This is a genomic window from Streptomyces sp. NPDC058373 (genome assembly GCF_042723275.1).
Taxonomy (GTDB): Bacteria; Actinomycetota; Actinomycetes; order Streptomycetales; family Streptomycetaceae; genus Streptomyces.
In genome coordinates this window covers 1-22,320 of record NZ_JBHXJE010000018.1, presented here as the reverse complement: position 1 = coordinate 22,320, position 22,320 = coordinate 1, and the positions used below count along the sequence as shown (strand labels likewise).

General features: G+C 74.3%; 22 protein-coding genes and 4 pseudogenes. 11 read left to right on the top strand and 15 right to left on the bottom strand.

The genetic code is table 11. The features are described 5' to 3' along the window. Window positions 1-59: 59 nt before the first annotated feature. Window positions 60-1,619 (bottom strand): FAD-dependent oxidoreductase, encoded by a 1,560-nt coding sequence (locus tag ACFWMZ_RS13495; RefSeq protein WP_383201515.1) that lies wholly within the window; start codon window positions 1,617-1,619, stop codon window positions 60-62. Next, the gene (locus ACFWMZ_RS13490) at window positions 1,616-2,824 is read right to left on the bottom strand and encodes a lycopene cyclase family protein (RefSeq protein ID WP_383201512.1); all 1,209 of its coding nucleotides are present in this window, start codon (window positions 2,822-2,824) and stop codon (window positions 1,616-1,618) included. Before ACFWMZ_RS13490 ends, ACFWMZ_RS13495 begins: the two co-directional genes overlap by 4 nt. A gap of 178 nt (window positions 2,825-3,002) precedes the next feature. On the opposite strand from ACFWMZ_RS13490, the gene ACFWMZ_RS13485 reads away from it, so the two are divergent. Next, window positions 3,003-4,322 carry a VWA domain-containing protein gene (locus ACFWMZ_RS13485; protein ID WP_383171632.1) on the top strand — a complete coding sequence of 440 codons (1,320 nt, stop codon included), beginning with the start codon at window positions 3,003-3,005 and terminating at the stop codon, window positions 4,320-4,322. Between the two features lie 4 nt (window positions 4,323-4,326). On the opposite strand, the pseudogene ACFWMZ_RS13480 reads toward ACFWMZ_RS13485, so the two are convergent. Then, window positions 4,327-4,618, bottom strand: a pseudogene (locus tag ACFWMZ_RS13480) (DUF5996 family protein); the annotation flags it as partial. A gap of 114 nt (window positions 4,619-4,732) precedes the next feature. Between ACFWMZ_RS13480 and ACFWMZ_RS13475 the strand changes: the two are divergent. Then, window positions 4,733-5,456, top strand: a pseudogene (locus ACFWMZ_RS13475) (flavodoxin family protein). A gap of 15 nt (window positions 5,457-5,471) precedes the next feature. On the opposite strand, the gene rpsR reads toward ACFWMZ_RS13475, so the two are convergent. The 4 genes from rpsR to rpmG all read right to left on the bottom strand — a co-directional run bounded on the left by rpsR (window position 5,472) and on the right by rpmG (window position 7,403). Next, window positions 5,472-5,711, bottom strand: a complete 240-nt coding sequence (gene rpsR, locus ACFWMZ_RS13470; RefSeq protein ID WP_383171433.1) for a 30S ribosomal protein S18 — start codon at window positions 5,709-5,711, stop codon at window positions 5,472-5,474. Between the two features lie 65 nt (window positions 5,712-5,776). Further along, window positions 5,777-6,937 carry a CobW family GTP-binding protein gene (locus ACFWMZ_RS13465; RefSeq protein ID WP_383171436.1) on the bottom strand — a complete coding sequence of 387 codons (1,161 nt, stop codon included), beginning with the start codon at window positions 6,935-6,937 and terminating at the stop codon, window positions 5,777-5,779. Beyond that, window positions 6,934-7,188, bottom strand: coding sequence for a type B 50S ribosomal protein L31 (locus ACFWMZ_RS13460; protein WP_383171439.1), 255 nt, complete (start codon window positions 7,186-7,188; stop codon window positions 6,934-6,936). Before ACFWMZ_RS13460 ends, ACFWMZ_RS13465 begins: the two co-directional genes overlap by 4 nt. Before the next feature lie 50 nt (window positions 7,189-7,238). After that, window positions 7,239-7,403 carry a 50S ribosomal protein L33 gene (rpmG, locus tag ACFWMZ_RS13455; RefSeq protein ID WP_003946691.1) on the bottom strand — a complete coding sequence of 55 codons (165 nt, stop codon included), beginning with the start codon at window positions 7,401-7,403 and terminating at the stop codon, window positions 7,239-7,241. 70 nt (window positions 7,404-7,473) lie between these two features. Between rpmG and rpmB the strand changes: the two genes are divergently transcribed. The 3 genes and pseudogenes from rpmB to ACFWMZ_RS13440 all read left to right on the top strand — a co-directional run. Then, window positions 7,474-7,710 carry a 50S ribosomal protein L28 gene (gene rpmB / locus ACFWMZ_RS13450; RefSeq protein ID WP_383171442.1) on the top strand — a complete coding sequence of 79 codons (237 nt, stop codon included), beginning with the start codon at window positions 7,474-7,476 and terminating at the stop codon, window positions 7,708-7,710. Next, window positions 7,710-8,015 carry a 30S ribosomal protein S14 gene (gene rpsN, locus ACFWMZ_RS13445; RefSeq protein ID WP_383201509.1) on the top strand — a complete coding sequence of 102 codons (306 nt, stop codon included), beginning with the start codon at window positions 7,710-7,712 and terminating at the stop codon, window positions 8,013-8,015. Before rpmB ends, rpsN begins: the two co-directional genes overlap by 1 nt. A 161-nt stretch (window positions 8,016-8,176) precedes the next feature. Next, window positions 8,177-8,533, top strand: a pseudogene (locus ACFWMZ_RS13440) (UBP-type zinc finger domain-containing protein); the annotation flags it as partial. A 46-nt stretch (window positions 8,534-8,579) separates the two neighbouring features. On the opposite strand, the gene ACFWMZ_RS13435 reads toward ACFWMZ_RS13440, so the two are convergent. Further along, entirely contained in the window at window positions 8,580-9,101 is a 522-nt protein-coding gene (locus tag ACFWMZ_RS13435; RefSeq protein ID WP_383201505.1) for a PP2C family protein-serine/threonine phosphatase, read from the bottom strand. A gap of 255 nt (window positions 9,102-9,356) precedes the next feature. Between ACFWMZ_RS13435 and ACFWMZ_RS13430 the strand changes: the two genes are divergently transcribed. The 5 genes and pseudogenes from ACFWMZ_RS13430 (at window position 9,357) to ACFWMZ_RS13410 (ending at window position 13,200) form a co-directional block, all read left to right on the top strand. Then, complete coding sequence (locus ACFWMZ_RS13430; protein WP_383201502.1) at window positions 9,357-10,538, top strand: hypothetical protein; 1,182 nt, start codon at window positions 9,357-9,359, stop codon at window positions 10,536-10,538. Between the two features lie 6 nt (window positions 10,539-10,544). Next, window positions 10,545-11,240, top strand: a complete 696-nt coding sequence (locus ACFWMZ_RS13425; protein WP_383201499.1) for a DUF1796 family putative cysteine peptidase — start codon at window positions 10,545-10,547, stop codon at window positions 11,238-11,240. Then, on the top strand, window positions 11,237-11,980 hold the full coding sequence (locus ACFWMZ_RS13420; RefSeq protein WP_383171457.1) for a PIG-L deacetylase family protein: 744 nt from the start codon (window positions 11,237-11,239) through the stop codon (window positions 11,978-11,980). Before ACFWMZ_RS13425 ends, ACFWMZ_RS13420 begins: the two co-directional genes overlap by 4 nt. A gap of 139 nt (window positions 11,981-12,119) precedes the next feature. Further along, a pseudogene (locus tag ACFWMZ_RS13415) lies at window positions 12,120-12,236 on the top strand (transcriptional regulator); the annotation flags it as partial. A gap of 166 nt (window positions 12,237-12,402) precedes the next feature. Then, window positions 12,403-13,200 carry a VOC family protein gene (locus ACFWMZ_RS13410; RefSeq protein WP_383201496.1) on the top strand — a complete coding sequence of 266 codons (798 nt, stop codon included), beginning with the start codon at window positions 12,403-12,405 and terminating at the stop codon, window positions 13,198-13,200. 65 nt (window positions 13,201-13,265) lie between these two features. On the opposite strand, the gene ACFWMZ_RS13405 is transcribed toward ACFWMZ_RS13410, so the two are convergent. From ACFWMZ_RS13405 to ACFWMZ_RS13375, 7 genes are all read right to left on the bottom strand, one after another. After that, window positions 13,266-14,006 (bottom strand): 4'-phosphopantetheinyl transferase, encoded by a 741-nt coding sequence (locus tag ACFWMZ_RS13405; RefSeq protein WP_383171465.1) that lies wholly within the window; start codon window positions 14,004-14,006, stop codon window positions 13,266-13,268. 154 nt (window positions 14,007-14,160) lie between these two features. Further along, complete coding sequence (locus ACFWMZ_RS13400; protein WP_383201493.1) at window positions 14,161-15,003, bottom strand: metallophosphoesterase family protein; 843 nt, start codon at window positions 15,001-15,003, stop codon at window positions 14,161-14,163. 248 nt (window positions 15,004-15,251) lie between these two features. Next, on the bottom strand, window positions 15,252-16,466 hold the full coding sequence (gene manD / locus ACFWMZ_RS13395; RefSeq protein ID WP_383171470.1) for a D-mannonate dehydratase ManD: 1,215 nt from the start codon (window positions 16,464-16,466) through the stop codon (window positions 15,252-15,254). Window positions 16,467-16,504: 38 nt separating this feature from the next. Beyond that, window positions 16,505-17,365, bottom strand: coding sequence for a carbohydrate ABC transporter permease (locus ACFWMZ_RS13390; RefSeq protein ID WP_383171473.1), 861 nt, complete (start codon window positions 17,363-17,365; stop codon window positions 16,505-16,507). Continuing rightward, window positions 17,362-18,321 (bottom strand): carbohydrate ABC transporter permease, encoded by a 960-nt coding sequence (locus ACFWMZ_RS13385; protein WP_383171475.1) that lies wholly within the window; start codon window positions 18,319-18,321, stop codon window positions 17,362-17,364. The genes ACFWMZ_RS13390 and ACFWMZ_RS13385 overlap by 4 nt, the downstream gene beginning before the upstream one ends. After that, window positions 18,321-19,646, bottom strand: a complete 1,326-nt coding sequence (locus ACFWMZ_RS13380; RefSeq protein ID WP_383201490.1) for an ABC transporter substrate-binding protein — start codon at window positions 19,644-19,646, stop codon at window positions 18,321-18,323. The genes ACFWMZ_RS13385 and ACFWMZ_RS13380 overlap by 1 nt, the downstream gene beginning before the upstream one ends. 252 nt (window positions 19,647-19,898) lie before the next feature. Further along, the gene (locus ACFWMZ_RS13375) at window positions 19,899-20,687 is read right to left on the bottom strand and encodes a FadR/GntR family transcriptional regulator (protein ID WP_383171481.1); all 789 of its coding nucleotides are present in this window, start codon (window positions 20,685-20,687) and stop codon (window positions 19,899-19,901) included. A gap of 123 nt (window positions 20,688-20,810) precedes the next feature. Between ACFWMZ_RS13375 and ACFWMZ_RS13370 the strand changes: the two genes are divergently transcribed. Further along, window positions 20,811-22,271 carry a condensation domain-containing protein gene (locus tag ACFWMZ_RS13370; RefSeq protein ID WP_383201487.1) on the top strand — a complete coding sequence of 487 codons (1,461 nt, stop codon included), beginning with the start codon at window positions 20,811-20,813 and terminating at the stop codon, window positions 22,269-22,271. Window positions 22,272-22,320 lie beyond the last annotated feature (49 nt).

Genomic DNA, 22,320 nt, shown 5'->3' with positions numbered 1-22,320 from the left:
GCTCGCCCGGCGCCGGGTGACCGCGATGCCGGCCGGGCGCGAGGAGCCGCCGTGACGCCCTACGTCTCCCCGAGCCGTACCAGCCCCCGCAGCAGCGCCGAGCGCCCCCGGTCCGGCACCGTCCACAGCCGCTGGCCGCGCACGCCCCACCGCTGGAGCAGGGCGTTGGAGGCGAGGAAGCCGGAGGTCGCCGCGCGTTCCATCAGGGCGACGGGCAGCCCCGTGCGGACCAGGTCGCCCGCGACGACCACCGACGGGTCCGGGGTGCTGACGGTGGGCCGTGCCGCGTACCCGCCGACCGGGAAGTGCGGGCAGTCCTCGAACCAGAGGTCGCGCCGGTCCACCACCAGCGCGTCCCGCGTCTCCGGGTAGACCCTCGCCAGCTCCTCGGTGAGCCGCACCTGTCCGGCCTTGCGGTCGCACCCCGGCGCGGTGGCGTACGCGTGCAGCTCCACCACCGAGCCGCCGGTGCGGGCCGCCCAGCGCGCCGCCTCGCCCTCCCAGCGCTCCAGCACGCTCACGTTGTCCAGCGGCCCGTACCCGCTGGTCCCGAGGAAACCGGGGCGGTCGGCCGCGACCGGACGGTCCAGCCAGAGACGGCTCACCAGGAAGGGGGGCGCGGTCCGCAGCTCCGCCACCCGCCGCCGCCACCGCGCGTCGGCCAGGTCGGGCGAGGCGGCCGCCAGGCGGCGCAGCCCGCCGGTGTCCAGCGCCAGCACCACGGCGTCGACCGGCACCGTCTCCCGCCCCGCGGTCACCCGCAGCCGCCCGCCGCCCGACGGCTGCACCCGTTCCACCTCGGTCCCGGTGCGCAGCTCGGCACCGAGCCGGGTCAGGTAGGCGGCGAGCGGGTCCCACAGCGCCTGCGGGTAGGGCTCGTCGGGCACGTCGAAGAGCAGGCCCTCGGAGGAGCCGAGGAAGTAGATGTGGAACATCAACGCCAGCTCGGCGGCGGAGAGTTCGGCCGGGTCGACGAAGAAGCTCCGGGAGAACACCTCGAACGCCAGGTGCCGGGCCCGTTCGGGGAAGCCCACCCGGTCCAGGAACGCGGCGGCACTCACCCCGTCCAGCCGGGCGTACACCTCCGGCACCCGTACGTCGAGCAGCGGCAGCGCGGCCGCCGGGTTCATCCCCGCCAGGTCCCGTACCCCGAAGCTCGGGCTGAGCGCGGCGAAGCCGAGGGCGCTCAGCGGCGGGGTGCGCGGCACGCGGCGGAAGCTGTCGCGGCCGCCGTCGCGGCTCAGCAGCGGATAGTCGGGCAGACCGCGCAGCACGGAGAGGGACGGGTCGGCCCGGCGCAGCAGCCCCCGCAGGTTGTAGTACTGCCGGAAGAAGGCGTGGAACCCCCGGCTCATCGTCACCGCCGACCCGTCGGCCAGCGTGTCGGACCACCCCGCGAGCCGCCCGCCGAGCTGTTCCCCGCGCTCCAGCAGCGTGACCCGCACGCCCCGTTCGGCGAGGCCGGTGGCGGCGGCCAGCCCGGCGATCCCGCCACCGATCACCGCGACCCGCGGCGCGTCGGCGCCGCGCCAGGGGCGGCCCGGCGGTCCGGGCAGGGTCTCGGCCCGGCGGTCGCGGCCCCGGCGGGGCACCTCGTGGCGGGCGGAACGCGTGGTCATGGCTCTCCTCGGTGGGGCCGGGCGGCCGCCGGACGGCGGCGCAGGAAGGGGAGTTCGAGGGCGGTGCGGGTCATCGGCCCCCAGGGCACGTGGCGGCCCACGCCCAGGTCCTGGAGCGGTCCGGTGCCGCCGTCGAGGAAGGCCAGCACCCGCTCGGGCGGCAGCGCGGCGAAGAGCCGGGTGAAGAACGCGGCGCCGTCCACCCGGCCGCGGTCCAGGGCGCGCAGCAGCACCGCGTCCATCGCCCGCGACCGGCGCGAGTGGGGGAGTGGCGGGACCGGCGCCAGCCCCCGGTGGTACCGGTCGGCGACCGTGCGGGCCTGCCGCTGCACGGCGGCGAAGGTGTAGCCGGTGGACGGCCGGGTGGCGCCGCCCGCCGTGCCGACGCGGAAGACGCCCGGCGCGGTGGTGCGGGGGAAGAGCGCGTCGGTCATCGGGATGACGCCCTGCTCGACGGCGGTCACCTCGAACGCGCCGAGCCGCAGCACCTGTCCGGTGTAGCCGCGCAGCGCCGCGTCGTACCCGGCGTCGTCCAGCGGGGCCCGGGAGAACTCCGTGTACTCCACCAGCGCCTCCCGGGGACCGAGCGGCAGCACGTAGCCGAAGGAGAGGCCGTGCGCGGGCTGCGGGGTGCGGAAGTCCATCAGGTCGGCGCACCCGGCGTCGAAGCGCGGCCCGGCGGTGCGCACGAACCAGCCCCGGAAGTGCTGGAGCAGCGTGGTGCGGGCCGGGGGCAGCGCGGTCGGCGGCCGGGAGTCGAACACCCACCGCCCCCGCCGCCGGTACGGCCGCCCCGCCGCGTCCCGCCCCTCCACCACCACCCCGTCCGGCCCGCCCGCCACCCCGCTGACGGTGGCCGTCTCGCGGGCGAAGCCGCGCCGGTTCGCCAGCCCGGCGAGGACGAACTCCTCGAACACGTCGGAGCGCAGCATCTTGTACCGCAGCCCGCGCGGTACGCCCCCGGCCTCCCGCCCCGCCCGGTCACGGACCCGCAGCCGCTCCCAGGAGGCGCTGAGCACCGCGTCGTACGGGCCGTCGGGCGGGCCCCAGTGGCACCAGGTCCGCACGCCGGGGCGCAGCGGGCCGGGCGGTGCCTCCACCAGCAGCACCGACGGGCGCCGTGCGCCGGGCGGCGGCGCGCACAACCGGTGGGCGAGCGAGAGGCCCGCGGCGCCCGCGCCGACGATCACGATCTCCGCGTCCACCGCGCCCGTACCCCGCCCGTGCCGATGCCGATCCCTATGCCTGACGCTCAGCATCGTCGCCCTCCGCGCGCCCGCCGGACCGGAACACCGGCGGCGTGTCGCCCCTTCCGCCCGGCCGCACCGACCGGCGGTGACCGGCGGCGGCCCTGGCAGACTGACCCCCGTGAGGACGATGAGCATGGGCGCCAACCTTCCGGTCGACGCGGACCGGGTCAGGCTCGAACTCGGCCGCGCCGACGGCCCCGCGGTGAGCGCCGCCGCGCTGCTGCTGACCGGCGCCGGGCGGGTCCGCTCCGGCGCCGACCTCGTCGCCCGCGACCGGCCCGGCGCGCCCGGCGCCGCCGTCCGCCACCTCGGCACGCCGAAGGGCGGCGAGGCCGTCGAGGTCGACCTGGCGGCGCTGGCCGAGGGGACCGAGCGGGTGGCGCTCTGCGCCTGGACCGGCTCCGGCACCCTCGGCCAGGTGACCGGGCTCCACCTGCGGCTGGTCGACGCCGCGTCCGACACGGTGCTGGCCCGCTTCGACATGGCCCCCGACAGCGAGACGGCCCTGGTCGCCGGGGAGCTCTACCGCCGCGCCGGAGGCTGGCGGTTCCGCGCCGTCGGCCAGGGGTACGACCACGGTTTCGCGGGCCTCGCCGCCGACTTCGGCCTCACCCCCGCCCCCGAGCGCACCGCCACCGGCCGCCCCCGCCCCGGCCCGCCGGTCCCGGCCGCCCCCGCCAGGAAGCGGCACACCCGGGGCGAGGAACTCCTCCCCGCCGAGATGGGCGCACGCCTCTCCCTGCGCAAGCAGCAGGTCGCGACCAGCCTGCGCAAGGGCGGCCTCACCGGCGTCACCGCCCGGGTCATCCTCGTCCTGGACGCCTCCGCCTCGATGAGCGGCCTCTACGCCAAGGGCACCGTCGCCCGCGTCGCCGAGCGGACGGCCGCCGTCGCCGCCCTGCTCGACGACGACGGCACGATGCAGGCGTGGACCTTCGGCTCCCGCCCCGCCCGCCTCCCGGACCTGCTCGTCGGCGACCTGCCCGAATGGCTCCGGCTGCACGTCCGCGTCGGCCAGCTCGGTGCCATCGGCCGGAAGAAGCGCCCCAAGAGCCGCGCCGACGGCCAGGTCGACATGCGCACCGTCGGCATCCAGAACGAGGAGCAGAAGGTCATCGCCGACGTGCGCGCCTACGTCCGCGACCATCCGATCGCACTGCCGACCCTCGTGCTGTTCTTCTCCGACGGCGGTGTCTACCGCAGCAAGGAGATCGAACGCGAACTGCGCGCCGCCGCCGACGAACCGGTCTTCTGGCAGTTCGTGGGCCTCGGGCGCTCCCACTACGGCGTCCTGGAGTACTTCGACACGCTGCCCGGCCGCACCGTCGACAACGTCGGCTTCTTCGCCGTGGACGACATCGACCAGGTCGCCGACCCGGAGCTGTACGACCGGCTGCTCTCGGAGTTCCCGCTGTGGCTCGGCGCCGCGCGCGCCGCGGGCGTCCTGGGCTGACCGCTCACAGCGGCTCGGCCTCGACCCGCTCCTCGGGGTCGGTGACACCGCCCGGGCAGAGCCGGTCGGCGGACCACCCGGCCAGGCGCGCCCCGGCCGCGTAGGCGCTGTCGTAGAAGCGCAGGATCTCCGCGCGCGGGTCGGGCGCGGCGCGCACGTCGTCGTAGGGCAGCAGGGGCGAGGTGCGAGCCGCTGCTCTCCGTCCACCGCGCGGCCGCCGGCTCCAGCGGCTGCCGCTCCAGCCCGTCGGGCTCCGGCGCGGTGTACGCGTAGAAGGCGGGCTCCAGGAAGGCCCGTGCGGCCCGCATCCGCGGGCGAGGTGCGCGTACCGCGTTCGCGCGCTGTGGTGGCCGTCCGCCGCCCGCTGCCGCAGGCTCGGGTCACCGCCCGCCGCGAAAGGGACCTGAACCATGCCCTCCGGTACCGCCCCCCGCTACGACGATCTGAGCGCCCTTTACCTCAACTGCACGCTCAAGCCCGCACCCGAGACCAGCAACACCGAGGGCCTGATCGAACGCAGTACCGCGGTGATGCGCGCGGGCGGGGTGCGGACCGAGGTGGTCCCCCCCCCGTCGACCTGGACCTCGCCGTCGGCGTCCAGCCCGACATGACCGAGCACGGCGCGGCCACCGACGCCTGGCCGGACCTCTACGCCAAGGTGATGGCGGCCGACATCCTGGTGCTCTGCGGCCCGATCTGGCTCGGCGACAACAGCTCCGTGATGAAGCACGTCATCGAGCGGCTCTACTCCTGCTCGGCCGAACTGAACGACGCCGGGCAGTCCGCCTACCACGGGCGCGTCGGGGGCTGCCTGATCACAGGCAACGAGGACGGCCTCAAGCACTGTGCCATGAACATCCTCTACAACCTCCAGCACATCGGCATCGCCGTCCCGCCGCAGGCCGACGCGGGGTGGATCGGCGAGGCGGCCCGGGACCCAGCTACCTCGAACCGGGCTCGGGCGGCCCCGAGAACGACTTCACCAACCGGAACACCACTTTCGCCGCCTGGAACCTCATGCATCTCGCCGCCCTCCTCAAGCGGGCCGGCGGCATCCCCGCGTACGGCAGCCAGCGCCCCGAGTGGGACGCCGGCTGCCGCTTCGACGCAGCCGACCCGGAGCACCGGAGCTGAGGCAGGGGCACGCGGTCACCGCCCCGGGTAGGGGAGCAGCGCCATCTCCCGGGCGTTGCGGACGGCGCGGGCGAGCTGCCGCTGCTGCTGGGCGGTGACCCGGGTGATCCGGCGGGCGCGGATCTTGCCGCGGTCCGAGAGGAACCTCCGCAGCAGGTCGGTGTCCTTGTAGTCGATGTAGGTGATGCCCGCCGCGATCAGCGGGTTGGGGCGGGACTTGACCGGCTTCCGGCCGGTGTCGGTACGACGTGCCACGGCACGCTCCTCAGGGGTCGAAGGGGATCGAAGGGGGTCGAAGGGGGATGACAGGGGCCCGCGCCTCAGCGGACCGGGTCGAGGAACCGGGCGAACGGGTCGGGGAGTTCGCGCCACAGCTCGCGTCCCGCCCGGTACTCGGCCTCGGTCAGCAGGCAGGAGTCCAGCAGCCGGACCAGGCCGTCGCTGTCCAGGCCGGGGGAGGTGAAGACCAGGTGCTGGCAGCGGTCGCCGTGCGCCGGGTGCCAGTCCAGCGCGGCCGCGGCCCGGCGGACCGGGGGCACCATCTCCCAGGCCGCGTCCGGCAGCGCCGCCAGCCACGGCCCGGCCTCCTCGACGCAGAGCGCGCCCCCCGCGCAGTCCCAGACCAGTAGCGTGTCCGGCCGGTCGGCGAGCCAGAACCGGCCCCGGCTGCGGGCCGCGGCGCAGGCCAGATCCTCCAGCGCCGCGTACAGCCGGGCGGGATGGAAGGGCCGGTCGCGGTGCCACACCGTGGTCGCGACACCCGCCTCGTCGGCCTCCTGCGGCAGCAGGGCGCAGGCGGGGTGCTGGGCGACGGAGGCCGCCTCGGGGTCGAACCCGTCGAAGACGGCCTGCGCCAACTCCCCTCGGCCGACCGCAAGGTGGCGTGCCGTTGGGTGGAGCTGGGCCAGCAGGGCGCGGTCCTCGTCGTCGGCCTCCTCGCTCTCGGCGACGGCGAGCACGGGCGCGTACTCCAGCTGGCGCGCCCAGGTGTCGGCGACGGTCCGCTGGTCGCTTCGGGCCGCCGCCAGCCCCGAGTCGGCGAGGTCGTCGCCGTTGCCGAGGCAGGGCAGGACCAGCGCGGGGTCGACGGCGGTCAGGACGGCGGTCAGCGTCAGCTCCTCACCCCCGTGCGCCGCGACGACCTCGGCCATCGCCTGCGGCTCGACCGAGTCCCACAGCTCCACCACCGCGAGCCGGGTGAGCCCGTCCCCGGCGAGCCGCCGCAGTTCGGGGACGAGGTCCTCCCGCAGGGCGCAGCAGGCGCAGTCGTTGACGAGCGGGGTGTCGCCCGCCCCCAGCTCGCCGGAGCGGTCGCGCACGGTGCGCCGGACCGTCCCCGAGGCGGCCGTGGAGAGGTCGTGATGGAGGGCGACGCTCCCCTCGACGGTACGCAGCAGCTCTTCGACGGCCTCGCGGCGGGCGTCGGCGTGCAGCCCGGCGACGATCGCGACGGGCAGGCCCTCGCGGTGTGCGCCGTTCACCGGTCCTCCCGCCGTCCGTAGCGGCGTTCGAACTGCTCGACGCGGCCCGCGGTGTCCAGGACCCGCGCCTTGCCGGTGTAGAAGGGGTGGCTCCGGGAGGAGATCTCGACGTCGACCACCGGGTAGGTGCGGCCGTCCTTCCACTCGACGGTGCGGTCGCTGGTGAGGGTGGAGCGGGTGAGGAAGGCGAAGCCGGCCGCCCGGTCGCGGAAGACGACGGGGCGGTAGGCCGGGTGGATTCCGGGCTTCATCGGGTGTCCTTTCGGAAGAGGTCGCAGAGGGCAGGGGGCGGGGGCGGCGGTCAGCGTTCCTCGCGGAAGTCGACGTGCCGCCGGGCGACGGGGTCGTACTTGCGCAGGACCAGCCGGTCGGGGTCGTTGCGGCGGTTCTTGCGGGTGACGTAGGTGAATCCGGTGCCGGCGGTGGAGCGGAGCTTGACCACCGGGCGTACTTCGTTGCGAGCCATGCGGGCTAGTATATGGAAACGGTTTTCATCTCCAAATCGGGGAACCGCTCCAGAGAGGCAGGTCACACCCGTGTCCGCACACTGCCAACTCACCGGCGCCCGGCCCGGCTTCGGCAACTCCATCTCGCACTCGCACCGGCGCACCTCGCGCCGCTTCGACCCCAACATCCAGCGCAGGCGCTACTGGCTGCCCAGTGAGGGCCGCACCGTCCGGCTCACCCTCAGCGCGAGGGCGGTCAAGACGATCGACGCGATCGGGATCGAGGCGGCCGTCGCCCGCATCCGCGCCCGGGGAGGGAAGGTCTGATGGCCAAGCGCAGCAAGATCGCCCGGAACGAGCACCGGAAGACGGTCGTCCAGCGGTACGCCGCCCGCCGCGCCGAACTGAAGGAGGTCATCCGGCGCCCGTCCACCACCGACGCCGCACGCCGTGAGGCGCTGGCCGAGTTGCGCCGCCAGCCGCGCGACGCCAGCCCGACCCGCGTCCGGAACCGGGACAGCGTCGACGGCCGCCCCCGGGGCCATCTGCGCAAGTTCGGCCTCTCCCGGGTGCGGATGCGCGAACAGGCCCACGCGGGATTCCTCCCCGGCGTCACCAAGTCGTCCTGGTGAGCTGAACCGGTGGCCGCGCCCCGCGTGAGGACGGGCCCGGCCACCGCCACCGCCTCGCCCGCCGGCGTCCCTCTCCGGCCGGGCGCAGCCTGGAGGAAGGGCGCCCGCCCCGCCGCCGGGCGGCCCGCCGTTCCGGCGCCGACCGAGCGAGGAGCGTACCGATGGCTGACCAACCCATCCCCGGCAACGATCCGCAGGCCGCCCCGAGCGGTCCGGGCTGCGCCGACTGCCTTGCCGGAGACGGCCCCGGCTGGTGGTTCCACCTGCGGCGCTGCGCCGCCTGCGGGAACATCGGCTGCTGTGACTCCTCGCCCTCCCAGCACGGCACGAAGCACTCCGAGGCGGCGGGCCATCCCTTCGTCGCCAGCTACGAACCGGGCGAAAACTGGTACTACGACAACGAGACGCAGCGCATCTGCGACCGGCCGCAACTCGCCCGGCCCACCTCGCACCCGGCCGACCAGCCCGTACCCGGCCCGGCGGGAGCGGTGCCGGAGGACTGGCCCAAGCGGTTGAACCGAGCGGAGACCGGCCCAAGGCGGTCGCCCATGGCCGGTTCGCCGCTCACGCGCCGGGGGAACCCGGCGGCCCGGGCCGCGTGACCGCCAGGACCGCCATGTCGTCGTGGAGCCGCCCGCCGGTCCACGCCGTGACCTCGGCGACCAGGGTGTCCACCAGCTCCTGCGGCTCGGCGAAGGAGCGCCCGGCCAGACCGGTGGCCGGGTCGTGGAACACCCCGTGCCGGTCGCGGGCCTCGGTGACACCGTCCGTGGTCAGCAGCAAGGACGCCCCGGGCGGCAGCGGGAACGCCTCCGGCTCGGCGTCGTCCGGGCCGGGCAGTCCCGCGCCCAGCGGCGTACCGGGAGCCGTCCGGATCAGCGGGACCACCCGCCCTTCCGCCACCAGGTAGGGCGGCAGGTGACCGCGGCTGAGCAGGACGACCTGTTCGCTGCCGGGCGGGACCTTCGCGAGCAGCGCCGTGGTGAACCCCTCGCCGAAGGCGTCGAATCCGCGCCCTTGGTGAAGGCGGACGGTGCGGGTTCCCCGGCGGACGCTCCGAAGAGCCTGCCGGACCCTCGGGAACAAGCCATCCGGTCCTGCGCCCCGACCGGGGGCGCTGCCGCCGGTCAGGCGGGTCGGGCGTCCTTCCGCTTCGGTGGCCGCCTGGGGAGGTGACGGCCGTGCCGAGGTGTGGAGTAGACCAAAAATCACACCAGCCCCGAGGTCCTCCGCATCCTCCGTGATAGGTCTAGTCCTGTTGGCGGAGACCGCCGTGCCGGTGCCGCTCGCGCTCTCGGACGACGTCCCACCCGGGCGGCGCCGCGACAGACAGGACTGCCCGTGATCGATGTCTTGGTGTGCGTCCGTGCCGAGGACGCCGTACTCGAATTCCTCTCCGTGCTGAGCCGGGAGCCGCGCGACGAGGCGGTGGTCCTCCTCGCCGATCCCGCCCTCACCGTCACCCTGCCCTCCGGTACGGGGACGGCCGGGCGACTGGCCCTGCTCGCCCCGCACGTACGGCCCGCCGAGGACCCGCCGCGTTCCCGCCCCGGGGGCCACGATGTCGCCGCGCGGATCCGGAAAGCGGCCGCGGGGCGCGAAGTCCTGGTCTGGACGCATTCCCCCGCCGACAACCGGGAGGCGCGCGCCCGGCTGGGGCGGGACACCGCCCGCGCCGCGCACGGCCTACCGGTCCGCCACGCGGTCGGGTATTCGCCGTACCTCCAGGTCGTCAGCGACGAGGACGTACCGCTCACCCCTGAACTCGTCGCGATCAAGAGGGAGTTCGTCAACCTCCACTGCTCGGCCCTGCTCTCCTCCGACTCCCCGCAGTACCGCGTCGACACCTCGCGCGTCCCCGCCTCGGAGCGCTTCTTCCGCTCCCGCCCCGACGAAGCGGTCCGGCTGTACGCGCTCCTGGCCAGCCTGGGGGAGGACGCCGCCGAGGTCGACGACCCGTGGGAGTTCGCCGCCTCGCCCTACGAACGCGCCCGGCTGGACACCACCCTCGCCTGGATCGGCCGCCACTGCCCCGCCGGAACGGCACCGCTGGTCGAGGTCGGCGCCTGTGAGGGTGCCCTGACCCGCCGCCTCCTCGCGGCCGGCCACCAGGTGCACGCCACCGAACCCAACGACCGCTTCCGGCGCCGCCTGAGTACCGCCCTCGCCGGGGTCGAGCGGCTCGCCGTCTCGGCGGCCGGGCTGAAGGAACTGGCCGACGGTGCGGGCCCACGCGGCCCCCACCTGCTGATCGAGATGCTCTACTACGGCCAGGACCCCGCCCTGATCGACCGGCTCCCCGCCGACCTCGTCCTCCTCGCTCTCGAACCGGAGGCGCTGCGGACCACCCTCCGGCCCTGGCTCGCCGCATCCCCGCACTGGGAGGTGGCCGAGGAGACGGTCCTGGTGGCGCCCCGCGTCGAAGCGGTCTGCGGCGGCCGCGCCTACCTCACCAAACGCGGCAGCCACGGCCTGCTCCTACGCCGGACCGGCCCCGCGGCCCCGACAGCCGCCTCCCGCTGACGGGGTATGACCGTGCACACGCATCGCGCCCCCGCCCCGGCCGGCCCCGCAGGCCAGCCCTCCTTCGACGCCTGTGTCGGCCTCGGCTACCACTGCGAGACCACGTACCAGCTCCGCCGGATCACCGGTGTCGAGCGCGCCCACTTCTTCGACTGGCTCGACCTCGACCTGGACGCCGTCACCGAAGCCGTGGACGGAGGCTTCCGCGACGTGCTGCGTACCGGCGCGGTCGAGCCCTTCAGCGACGGGCTGTGCGCGCTGGACCGGGGGAGCGACATCCGCTTCTTCCACGAGTTCACCCCCAGCGACGGCGAACACCTCACCCAGAGCGACATCGACGCCCAACTACCTCGTGTCCAAGCAAAGTTCGCGGCGCTCGCCCGGCGCTGGCACCAGCTGGCCGCCTCCCCGGCGCACGTGCTCCACGTCCACCTCGACGCCTTCGACGAGGCGACCGCCGACGACGTGCGGCGGCTGCGCGCCGTCCTCGCCGCCGCCCACCCCGGTCACCGCTCCACCCTTCTGTGGCTGCGCCGGACCGCCCCCGCCGACGCCGAAGCCCTGCCACCCGGCATCCTCCCGCGCACGGTCGCCGGAGCCCCCGGGCGGTGGGAGGGCGACGACCACGCCTGGGACGCCGCCTTCGCCGACCTGCGCGTGCCCCGTCCGCGCCCCGCCCTCCCCGAAGCAGGTGACGCATGACCCAGCCCTGGCGCACCGTCGTCCTCTCGCCCCACTTCGACGACGCGGCCCTCTCCGTCGCGGGCCTCGTCCGGCGGCTGCCTCGCCCGCTGACCGTGGTCACCGTCTTCGGCGGACCACCACCCGACGGCGCCCCCGTCTCCTGGTGGGACGCCACCTGCGGCTTCTCCTCGGCCGGTGAGGCGTACGCCTGCCGCCGCGCCGAGGACGCCCGCGCCTGCGCCCTGCTGGACGCGGAGCAGACCCTGCTGCCCGACCCCGACGGCCCTTACGGCACCGACGGACCGCTGACCGGCCTGGACTCCCTGCTGTCCGGACTCGGCGCCGACACCACGGTCCTGGTGCCGCTCGGCACCAACCAGCCGGACCACGAGCGGGTCCGCCACCAGGCCCTGGCCGCCCTCGACCGGCCCGGCGCACCCCGCACCCTCGTCTACGCCGACCTGCCCTACACCGGCCACCTCCCCGAGTGGGCGACCGACGGCGCCTCGGCCGCGCTGGCGGCCAGCCAGAAGTGGGGCCTCGCCTACCAGGAGCTGACACGCCACCACCACTGCGCCGTCGCCCACGACCTGCGGCTGGACGACGAGGAATGGGCCGCCAAACGCGCCGCCGTGCTCTGCCACGGCTCCCAGCTCGCCCCGCTCGCCTCCGACCACGGCAACCTGGTGGCCCGCTCGGGCCCGCTGCGCGCCGAACTTGCCTGGTCGCTCACCGGACGCCCGGCCCCCGGCGCGTAGAGAGGCACGCCCCGCCCGGCTACGCCCGCCCCGGTGCCGAGGTCCCGCTGTGGGGGCGGCCGGGGCAGGCCGCGACCAGGTGGTCGTGGAGGGAGGCGAGGGCTCCTTCGGCGCCGAGGCGTGGACGGCCACCCCCTCGCTGGTCCTCGACCGGGACACCCTCACCGCCACCACCGACCCCGATCAGCAACTCGTCATCTGGACGGCAGAGCCCGGGTCCGCCACCGAGGAGGGGCTGCGGTTCCTCGCCTCCTGAGCGGCCCAGAGCACCGCGCGGACCGGACGGGCTGTCGCGGAAGGCGGCTGAGCCACCGCCCGGCGCGCGAACCGGGCGCGCGAGCCCGCCGGGTTCGGGGACGCCGCCCGCGATCCTGCGCGATCATCGAGGGGCGCCCCCCACGGCACCGACTCCGGAGGACCCGATGACCCCGCCCTCGGCCACACCGCCTCCCGCGATCCGCTGGATCTACGCCTTCGCCGACCGGCCCCAGCCGACGGAGGAAGCCGTCCGCACCTTCTGGGCGGCCGTCACCGGCACCGCACTCTCCCCTCTGCGCGGGGAGGGCGGGGAGTTCGTCACCTTCCTGCCGCCCGGCAACGCCGACCCCTGCGTCAAGCACCAGTCGGTGGCCGGCGGGCCCGGCGGAACACACGTGGACCTGTGCGTCGAGGACGTCTTGGCCTTCGTCCGGCACGCCCGACAGGCGGGCGCCGCCGTGGAGTTCGAGGAGCCGGGCCTCAGCGTGCTGCGCTCGCCCGCCGGGCTCGGCTTCTGCGTCGTGCCGTGGGCCGGGGAGCGTACGCCGCCCCCGGTGGTCGAGGACGAGCGGCTGGACCAGGTCTGCCTCGACGTCGGCCCCGCCGCGTACGAACGGGAACTCGCCTTCTGGGCCGAGCTGACCGGCTGGCGGCCGGAGCTCAGCACCCAGCCGGAGTTCTACCGGCTCCGGCCGCCCCTCGGCCTCCCCGTGCGGTTCCTCGTCCAACGGCTCGACGACGAGCAGCCCGCCCACGCCCATCTCGACCTGGCGGTACTGGACCCCGCGTCGGCCCGGGTGCGGCACGAGGCGCTCGGCGCGCGGTTCGTGGCCGAGGGGAAGGAATGGATCGTCATGCGCGACCCGTCGGGTGTGCTCTACTGCCTCACCGACCGGGACCCGCGCGTCCCGACCGGCGGCGAGGAGCAGGCGGGCGGGGCCTGCGGCGCTTCCGGCTGCTGAGCGGGCCCCGACCGACGAACGCCTCCCCCCACGGCCTGTCCGGCCGTGGGGGAGACGCGGGTGTGCTACGGCTTCGGAGGCGTCGTCGTCGGCGCGGAGGACGGCCGGTCCGCCCGGGGTGCGGGCGGCGTGGACCGTACGGGCGCCAGGACGGCGATCGCGGTGCAGACCAGGCCCGCCTCCACCCGCCACCGCCCCGCGAACCCGGTCAGCGGATCGCCGGACGTGGTGTGGCCGGGCACCAGCAACCGCGCCTCGAAGGTGCCAGCCGACCCCGGTCCGGGACCGAACACGAGGTCGGCCTCCTCGAAGCCCAGCCAGCGCCCGGTCAGCGGGAACCACGCCTTGTAGACGCTCTCCTTGGCGCTGAACAGCAGCCGGTCCCAATGGACTTCGGGCCGCTCGCGGCGCAGTGCCGCGAGCCGCTCGCGCTCCGTCGGCAGCGCGACCGTGTCGAGGACGCCCTCGGGGAGCGCGTCGTGGGGCTCGGCGTCGACGCCCACGGACCGGAACTCCGAGGCCCGGCCGACCACCGCCGCCCGGTAGCCGGCGCAGTGCGTCATGCTGCCGACCACCCCGGACGGCCACCGCGGCGCCCCCCGCTCGCCCGGCACCAACGGGGCCGGGGGCAAGCCCAGTTCGGCCATGGCACGCCGGGCGCAGTGGCGCACCGTGGTGAACTCCGCCCGCCGCTTCTCCACGGCCCGGGCGACGACCGGCTCCTCCTCCGGGAAGAGCGTGGCGTCCGGCACGTCCTCGCGGGTCTCCACGACGCTCAGCCCCTCGGGCAGGATCGTCTCCAGCATGTCAGCGCTCCGCTCGCGGGTCACTCTGGTCGGCGGTCGATGCCATCACTGCTCTCTTCCCGTCGCCGGAAGCCCCCCCCGAGCCCCCGTGTGCGCGGGTGAGAATACCCTGCGGCGCCCCGCCGCACCTGGCGCGGCCCTGGCCGGGAGCCGGTCACGCCGGGGCGGGGAGGATCGTGCGCAGGCGTCCCGGCGGCGTCGGGCGGCGCCGCCACTCGCGCGGGTAGCCGACCGACACCTCCTCGAAGCGCACCCCGTCGTGCCGCGTGGTCCGCGGTATGTGGAGATGGCCGTAAACCATCACCGCCGCCTCGTACCTCAGGTGCCAGTCGGCGGTGAGTTCCGTGCCGCACCACTGGGCGAACTCCGGGTACCGCAGGATCCGGGTGGGCTCGCGCACCAGCGGATAGTGGTTCACCAGGACGGTCGGCCGTCCCTCGCGCTCGGCGTCGAGCCGGCGCCGCGTCAGCGCGACACGGGCCCGGCACCAGTCGTCCCGGCCCGGGTACGGGTCCGGGTGCAGCAGCATCTCGTCGGTGCAGACCACCCCGGTGTCGTACGCGTACGCCAGCGCCTGTTCCTTGGTGTGCGTCCCCTCCGGGCGCCAGGTGTGGTCGTAGCCGAGGAAGAGGGGGACGATCAGGGTGGAGCTCCCGTCGGCGCCCTCCCAGACCGGGTACGGGTCCTCCGGCGTCACCACGCCGAGGCGGCGGCAGAGGGCGACCAGATGCTGGTAGCGCGCCTCGCCGCGGAGCTGCACGGTGTCGCCGCGCGGGGTCCACAGCTCGTGGTTGCCGGGCGTCCAGATCACCTTGGCGAAGCGGCGGGTGAGGAGGCGGAGCGTCCACTCCACGTCGCGGACGAGCTCGCCGATGTCACCGGCGACCAGCAGCCAGTCGCCGTCCCCTTCCGGGCGGAGCCCTTCGACGATCTCGCGGTTCTCCGCGTACCCGATGTGGAGATCACTGACAGCGAGCAGCCGACGGCTCCCGGACATCCGCACACCTACGCCTTTCCCCCGGGCATGCCGCCCCCCGGCGCCCGACCGGCTACGAGCCTACGGACGGGAGGCGGCGGCGCACACCCCCGTCACGACCCGGCCCGCCGCCCCCCGGCCCGCGGCACCTTCGTGCACCGGAACCACCGCGGGCCCGACCAGCCCGTCGGCCGCGGCCGGGACGCGGCGGACGGACGGCCCCTGACGCGCGGCCGGTCCGCCCACGCGTCAGCCTGTCCGCTCGGCGCCTACCAGTCGTGCAGGGTGCCGTCCTGGAGGCGGTTGACGGGCAGGTACGCCGCCTCGTACGGGTGGGCGGCGGCGAGCTCCTCGTCGAGGCGGACGCCGAGGCCGGGGGCGTCGCCGGGGTGGAGGTGGCCGTCGGTGAAGGTGTAGGCGTGCGGGAAGACCTCGTGGGTGAGCGGGGTGTGGCCGGAGTACTCCTGGATGCCGAAGTTGTGGACGGCCAGGTCCAGGTGGAGGGCGGCAGCCATGCCGACGGGGGAGATGTCCTCGGGCCCGTGGATGGCGGACTTGACCTGGTACTGGGCGGCGAAGTCGAAGAGCTTGCGGAGCGGGGTGATGCCGCCGAAGTGGGTGACGGCGGAGCGGGCGTAGTCGATGAGCTGCTCGGTGATGAGGGTCTGGTAGTCGTGGACGGTGTTGAACACCTCGCCGACCGCCAGCGGAGTGGTGGTGTGGCGGCGCACGAGGCGCAGCGCCTCCTGGTTCTCCGCCGGGGTGCAGTCCTCCAGCCAGAACGGCCGGTAGGGCTCCAGGTCCTTGCCGAGGCGGGCCGCCTGGATGGGCGTGAGCCGGTGGTGGGCGTCGTGCAGGAGGGGCAGCTCGGGGCCGAACTCGCAGCGGACGGCGTCGAAGACGGCCGGCAGGTGGCGCAGGTAGGCGTCGGTGTCCCAGTCCTCCACGAGCGGGCGGGCCTGCTGGTGCAGGACGGCCGTGCCGCCGCTGTCGGTGGTGTGGACGCCGTAGACCGCCCGCAGACCCGGGATGCCGGTCTGGACGCGGACCGCCGGGTACCCCTCGGCGAGCCGCGCGCGGACGGAGTCGAGGAGTTCGGGGATGTCGCGGCCGTTGGCGTGGCCGTAGGTGCCGATCCGGTCGCGGCTGGCCCCGCCCAGGAGCTGGTACAGGGGGAGACCGGCGGCCTGGGCCTTGATGTCCCACAGGGCCACGTCGACGGCGGCGACGGCGGCCATGGTGACCGGGCCGCGCCGCCAGTACGCGCCTCTGTACAGGTACTGCCAGGTGTCCTCGATGCGGTGCGGGTCCACCCCGGTCAGCAGCGGCGCGACGTGGTCCGACAGGTAACTGGCGACGGCGAGTTCGCGTCCGTTGAGGGTGGCGTCCCCGAGGCCCGTCAGACCGTCGTCGGTCGTCAGCTTGAGCGTGACGAAGTTGCGTCCGGGGCTGGTGACGACGACCTTCGCGTCGACGATCTTCATGCGGTGGGTGCTCTTTCCGTGTGGGGCGGGGGAGGTGGTCAGCCCTTGGTGGCGCCGGAGGTGAGTCCGGCGATCAGGTACTTCTGGCCCAGCAGGGCGGCGAGGAGGACGGGCAGGGTGATCAGGGTCGTGGCGGCCATGAGTCCGCCCCAGTCGGTGCTGGCGTAGGAGATGAAGTTGAAGAGGGTCACGGGGACGGTCTGTGTGGTGTCGTCGGCGAAGACCAGGGCGAACATGAAGTTGTTCCAGCTGAAGACGAAGGCCAGCAGGGAGGCCGTCGCCGTGCCCGGCGCGGCGAGGGGCAGCGTGATGCGCCAGAAGGCGCCGAACGCGCTGACCCCGTCTACCTGCGCCGCCTCCTCCAGCTCCACCGGCAGACCGGCGAAGAAGCTGATCATGATCCACATGATCAGCGGCACGGAGACGAACATGTGGCTCAGCACGAGCGCGGTGTACGAGCCGACCAGCCCCATCTGCGCGAACAGGTAGTACCAGGGCACCAGCAGGGAGATCGCCGGGACGATGCGGGCGACGAGAATCACCGAGGCCGTACGGTGCATCGCGAAGCGGCCCACGGCCCAGGCGGCCGGGACGGCGATCACCGCGGACAGCACGGTGGACACCACCCCGACCAGCAGCGAGTTGCCCATCGAGCGGACGATCTGCCCGGCCTCGAAGACGGAGCGGAAGTTCTCCAGCGTCGGGGTGAACCACAGGCCCACCGACGGGTCGGTCACCTGCACGTTCGTCTTGAACGCGGCGGCGAACATCCACACCATCGGCAGGGCGAAGACGAGCACCGTCAGGACGACGGCGAGCGCGCGGGCGGCGGAGGCGGCCCGGCGGCGCCGGTCGCGGACCGCGGCGGTGGAGGGCACGGGGCCGGTTGCAGTGGTCATGCGTTCTTCCCTCCGCCACGGCGGCGCATGAGGACGACGACACCGATGATGAACAGCGTGAACAGCACCAGGACGGCCGCGGCGAGGCCGTACTCCTGGTAGTCGAAGGTGAGGCCGTAGGCGTAGACGTTGAGCGTCTCGACCTCGAAGTCGGAGCCGCCGCCCGGCCCCTTCGTCGCGTACAGCAGGTCGAAGGTCTTGAGCGCGTCCACGGCGCGCAGGACCAGGGCGGTGGCCAGCGTGGGCGCGAGCATGGGAAGGACGACGTACCGGAACCGCTGCCAGGGGCCCGCGCCGTCGACGAGGGCGGCCTCCTCCGGCTCCTGGGGCAGGGTGGTCAGGCCGGCGAGGAGCAGCAGCGTCATCATCGGCGTCCACTGCCAGACGTCGATCAGCATGAGGGTGGGCAGCGACTGCCCGACCGAGCCGAGGAACTCCTGGCGGGGCAGGCCGATCGAGGCCAGCAGGTGGTTGGCGATGCCGTTGGTCGGGTCCAGGATCAGCAGCCACAGGATGCCGATCGCCACGGGCGCCGCCAGCAGCGGCACGATCAGGACGGTGCGCACCCAGCGCATGCCGCGGAAGGGCTTGCGCAGCAGCATCGCCAGCGCCAGCCCGAGCACGGTCTCCAGCAGCACGGCCCCGACGGTGAAGGTGACGGTGCGTCCGACGGCCGGCCAGAACCGCCGGGTGTCGCCGAGCGCGTCGGTGAAGTTGGTCAGCCCGGTGTACTCCTTGCCCGCGTTCACCGCGCCGAAGGCGTCGCTGACGCTCAGGTCGGCGGTGAAGACCAGCGGAAAGATGATCATGGCGCCGACGAACAGCAGGGCCGGAGCGAGCATCGCCCACTTCAGCCGCCGGTTGGCCTGCTCGAAGGTGCGGGTGCGCCGCGGCGGGACCGGGCGGGGCGCCCGGGCGGCGTCGGCCGGGGCCGGGGCGAGTCCGGTGGTGCTCATCAGGATTCCTTGTGGCGGTTGTCGCGGACGAGGAAGTCGGCGAACTCGGCGTCGGCGTCCCGCGCGGCGGGGGCGACGGGCTCGCCCAGGATGCCCGCGACGAGTGGGCGGCCGATGATGTCCCGGGCCCGGCCCACCTGGAGGACGCGGGGCCGGTCGTAGCCGAGCCCGCGCCGGGCGTTGACCCGCATCGCCTCGGCCAGTTCGGCGGGGAACTTCCGCAGGGACCGCGGGTCCGACCAGACCGAGGCGCGCGCCCCGGGTATTCCCGCCTCCTGGAGCGTGCGGGACTGCTCCACCCCGGCGGCCCACCGGATGAACTGCCAGGCGTCGTCGCGCAGCAGCGAGAACTGGTTGATGCCCAGACTCCAGGAGGGGATGTTGTGCGGCCGCGCCCCGGCGGGACCCGCCGGGAACGGGGCGAACCCCACCGACTCCCGCACCTGCCGGGTGGCCACCTTCGGGTCCAGGAAGCTGCTGTAGATGGCGTCGGCGTCGATGTAGAAGGCCGCCTTGCCCTGCGCGAAGATCGGCATGGCCTGCTCCAGGCTCATGTTGGTCGACCCCGGTGGTCCGGTACGGCCCAGCAGCCGCCCGTAGTACGCGTACGCGGCGAGCGCCTCCCGGCTGCCGATGCCCGAGGCGCCGTCGACGATGAAGTCACCGCCGTACGAGTAGAGGAAGCTCGACCACTGCGAGACGGCGCCGCTGCGCTGGCCGCGCCCGACGAAGCCGTACCGGCCGCGGCCGCGGTCGGCCGCCTCCAGCGAGGCGGCCATCAGCGCGTCGAGCGTGCGCGGGACGCCGCCCAGGTCGGCGGCGAGATCCTTGCGGTAGTAGAGGACCGGGCGTTCCGTGACGACGGGGACGCTGAGCACCTGGCCCTTGGTGGCCGAGGCGGCGCGGGGGGCCTTCTGGAAGTCGGACCAGTCGAACTCCGCGTCGCCCTCGACGCGGTCGGTCAGGTCGACCAGCCAGCCGTTGTGCGCGAACAGCGTCTGCTCCTGCAAGGCGCGCACCATCATGACGTCCACGTCGGAACCGGACGCGTTGAGCTTGACGTTGTAGCTGCTCGCGAGCTGGTCCGCCGTCAGCAGGGTCATGGAGACCCGCCGCCCGACGAGTTCCTCGAACTCCCCGAGCCGCCGCTTGACCGCCTGCGACCACACGTGGTTGATGGCCATGATCCGCAGCGGGGTGTTGGCCGACGGCCTGCCCCCTCCCGGTCCGCAGGCGCCGAGTGCCGTGGTGCCGACCGCCGCCGCCGAAACGGCGGCGAGCCGGCCGAAGGAGCGCCGACTCAGTGGGTGGCTGCTCGTGGACATCGCCGTCCCTTGCCTCTCTGCACGAACGTACGCGACCCTCCGGACCACGTGGTCCAACTGGTAGGACCAGTTGGGTCGGGCTGAACGTAACAGGAGGAAACATCGATGCAACACCCCTCAGAGCGAGAATCTCGCCGATCGGACGGCGACGAGAGGCCGGCAGGACGCCGCCGGAAGCCCGCCCGGCGGTGCCGGGGAGGGGTGGCCGGATGCGCCGGGTCTTGCCAGGGGCGGGGGTGAGCCCCGCGCGGCCTACGCCCTGCCGCCCTGCTCCAGCAGTGTCTCGATGTGGTTGCGCGCCATGAGGTCCACCTGCACGTCCAGGTCGGCCCCGTAGGTCAGCAGCCCCAGCCTCAGATGCTCGCGCATCCGCAGGGAGGCCAGGTCCCCGTCGCGCGCCTCCAGCGCCTCGAAGATCTCCGGGTGGTGCGGCACGCCCGGCTTGCCGATCGACGGGTCGGAGTTGGAGCGCAGCATCAGCTCGAACATCATCCCGCTGATCGACGAGAGCATGATCCGCAGCACGGGGTTCTTGCTCGCCACGGCGATGGCGTCGTGGAAGGCGAGGTCCGCGCGCGCCTTGTCGACCACGTCGCTCGCCTGCTCCAGGGCGTCCCGCGTCGCGCGAAGCGCCGCGATGTCGTCGTCGGTGGCCCGCTCCGCGGCCAGCCGCACCATCTCCGTCTCCATCGGGATCCGCGCCTCGATGAGCTGGCGCACGGTGGGCCGCCCCGCCCGGTACAGCGCGTCGTAGTCCCGCGCCCGCCCGGATGCCTGCTCGCGGACGAACGACCCGCGGCCCGGCGCCACCTCGATCAGGTGCTGGGCCTCCAGCCGCCGCAGCACCTCCCGGACGACGCCCCGGCTGGCCTCGAACTCGGTGGCCAGCTCCCGCTCCGACGGCAGTTTCTGGCCCACCGCGAAACGGCCCGACCGGATGTCGTGCTCCAACTGCCGCGCGATCCGCTCCTTCAGCAGCCCGTGCTGAGCCGGACCGAGCGGCGGGCGGGGCGAGGACGGAGAGTGACCGGAGGACCGCATGGCCGCAATCCTACTGGCAGGAGACGGGGAGGCCAGGGGCGCGGGCGGGCGGCGGACAGGCGTGACGAAGAAAGCGGGGCTTCGTTGAGCACGGGTCGGCTCTGAGCGGAAAGGCGATCCGATATGCGGCAGTTCCCCTTGGAGACGCTCGATGTGGCCCCTGGCAGGCTCATCGAATGGCAGCTCCGCTCGACGGACGCGCCGGGCGGCGGCGGGCCCGAGGCCGCCCGGCGGGCCTCCTTCAACCAGGACAAGCACTTCACGGCCGCCGAGCAGAGCCGGGATGCGGACGACCAGGTGGCGTCCTGGATCGCGGTGACCTTCGAACTGCCCGGCCCACTGGACCAGGCGGCCCTGGAGGAGGCGCTGCTCTCCTTCGTACGCCGCCACGAGGTGCTGCGGTGCGCGTTCCAGCGGCTGGCCGGTGATCTCTCGTGCGCGTCGTACGACCCCGGCGGACTGACCCTGGACGCGGCGGAACTGGGCGAGTTCACCACCACGGAGGCGGTACGCGGCTTCCTGGCCGCCCGGTTCCGCGCCACCATCGACACCCTGGCGTGGCCCCTGTTCACGATGGGCGCCGTGGTCCGCGACGCCTGCAGCACCGTGTACCTGGCCTTCGACCACATCGTCTGCGACGGCGTTTCGATGCCCAACGTGGCCCACGACATCGCCCACGCCTACGCCGCCGCCCTCTCCGGCGACGAGCCGGAACTGCCCCGAACCGGCAGCTACCTGGACTTCGCCGACACCCAGCGGAACCGCTTCCTCACCCTGGCCGCCGACGACCGACGCCTCGACCACTGGCGGGCCTTCACGGAGCGCACCGGCGCCTTCTTCCCGCCGTTCCCGCTGGACCTCGGGGTCGAGACGGGGCGGCTGTACCCGATCGTCAACGGCGCCTGCACCCTGCTGGACGCGGCGGGGACGGCGGCGTTCGACCAGGCGTGCCGGGACGCGGGCGGCAAGCCCTTCATGGGCGTCATGGCCGCGCTCGCCCGCTGCCTGCGGGAGGCCGGCGGGCCGGACGTCTACCGCGCGCTGATGCCCGTCAGCGAACGGGGCGACGGGCCCTGGCGGCACGCCGTCGGCTGGTTCGTCAACACGATGCCCATCGAGTTCCCGGTCCGGGCGGGCATGGAGCTGCCCGACCTCATGGCCGGGGCGAGAGCCGCCTTCGCGGAGATGATCCGCCACATCGACGTGCCCTTCGTGCGGGCGTGGGAACTGCTGGCCCCCGAGCACTTCGCCGCGACCTCGTGGCCGTACCCGGTGAACTTCTTCTCCTACATCGACATGCGCCGGTGCCCCGGCGCCGCCCACCACGGCGTGTGGCGGCCCACCACCCACGTCTGGTCGTCCCGTGCCAACGGCGCCTGCCTCTGGTTCCAGCGCGACGAGGAGGGACTGCACATGAACGTCATCCACGTCGACACCCCGCAGGCCCGCCGGACCATGGCCACCCTGGAGCAGGGCCTGCGCCGGACGGTGCGGGAGATCGCGGGCACCGGCCCGGCGCGCCGCCCCCCGGTGGCGACCCTGCGGCAGCAGGCCGGCATGGCCCCGGCGGGCGTCGGCCGGTAGCGGACGGCCGAAGGGCCCGGTTCCTGGGTGGCGACCGCCACCCAGGAAC

What these genes read in the sequence shown, in the direction of transcription:
- ACFWMZ_RS13495 (WP_383201515.1), bottom strand. Translation starts at nt 1,619, where the DNA reads ATGACCACGCGTTCCGCCCGCCACGAGGTGCCCCGCCGGGGCCGCGAC.
- ACFWMZ_RS13485 (WP_383171632.1), top strand. Translation starts at nt 3,003, where the DNA reads ATGGGCGCCAACCTTCCGGTCGACGCGGACCGGGTCAGGCTCGAACTC.
- ACFWMZ_RS13460 (WP_383171439.1), bottom strand. Translation starts at nt 7,188, where the DNA reads ATGAAGCCCGGAATCCACCCGGCCTACCGCCCCGTCGTCTTCCGCGAC.
- rpmG (WP_003946691.1), bottom strand. Translation starts at nt 7,403, where the DNA reads ATGGCTCGCAACGAAGTACGCCCGGTGGTCAAGCTCCGCTCCACCGCC.
- rpsN (WP_383201509.1), top strand. Translation starts at nt 7,710, where the DNA reads ATGGCCAAGCGCAGCAAGATCGCCCGGAACGAGCACCGGAAGACGGTC.
- ACFWMZ_RS13425 (WP_383201499.1), top strand. Translation starts at nt 10,545, where the DNA reads ATGACCGTGCACACGCATCGCGCCCCCGCCCCGGCCGGCCCCGCAGGC.
- ACFWMZ_RS13420 (WP_383171457.1), top strand. Translation starts at nt 11,237, where the DNA reads ATGACCCAGCCCTGGCGCACCGTCGTCCTCTCGCCCCACTTCGACGAC.
- ACFWMZ_RS13410 (WP_383201496.1), top strand. Translation starts at nt 12,403, where the DNA reads ATGACCCCGCCCTCGGCCACACCGCCTCCCGCGATCCGCTGGATCTAC.
- ACFWMZ_RS13405 (WP_383171465.1), bottom strand. Translation starts at nt 14,006, where the DNA reads ATGCTGGAGACGATCCTGCCCGAGGGGCTGAGCGTCGTGGAGACCCGC.
- ACFWMZ_RS13400 (WP_383201493.1), bottom strand. Translation starts at nt 15,003, where the DNA reads ATGTCCGGGAGCCGTCGGCTGCTCGCTGTCAGTGATCTCCACATCGGG.
- manD (WP_383171470.1), bottom strand. Translation starts at nt 16,466, where the DNA reads ATGAAGATCGTCGACGCGAAGGTCGTCGTCACCAGCCCCGGACGCAAC.
- ACFWMZ_RS13390 (WP_383171473.1), bottom strand. Translation starts at nt 17,365, where the DNA reads ATGACCACTGCAACCGGCCCCGTGCCCTCCACCGCCGCGGTCCGCGAC.
- ACFWMZ_RS13385 (WP_383171475.1), bottom strand. Translation starts at nt 18,321, where the DNA reads ATGAGCACCACCGGACTCGCCCCGGCCCCGGCCGACGCCGCCCGGGCG.
- ACFWMZ_RS13380 (WP_383201490.1), bottom strand. Translation starts at nt 19,646, where the DNA reads ATGTCCACGAGCAGCCACCCACTGAGTCGGCGCTCCTTCGGCCGGCTC.
- ACFWMZ_RS13375 (WP_383171481.1), bottom strand. Translation starts at nt 20,687, where the DNA reads ATGCGGTCCTCCGGTCACTCTCCGTCCTCGCCCCGCCCGCCGCTCGGT.
- ACFWMZ_RS13370 (WP_383201487.1), top strand. Translation starts at nt 20,811, where the DNA reads ATGCGGCAGTTCCCCTTGGAGACGCTCGATGTGGCCCCTGGCAGGCTC.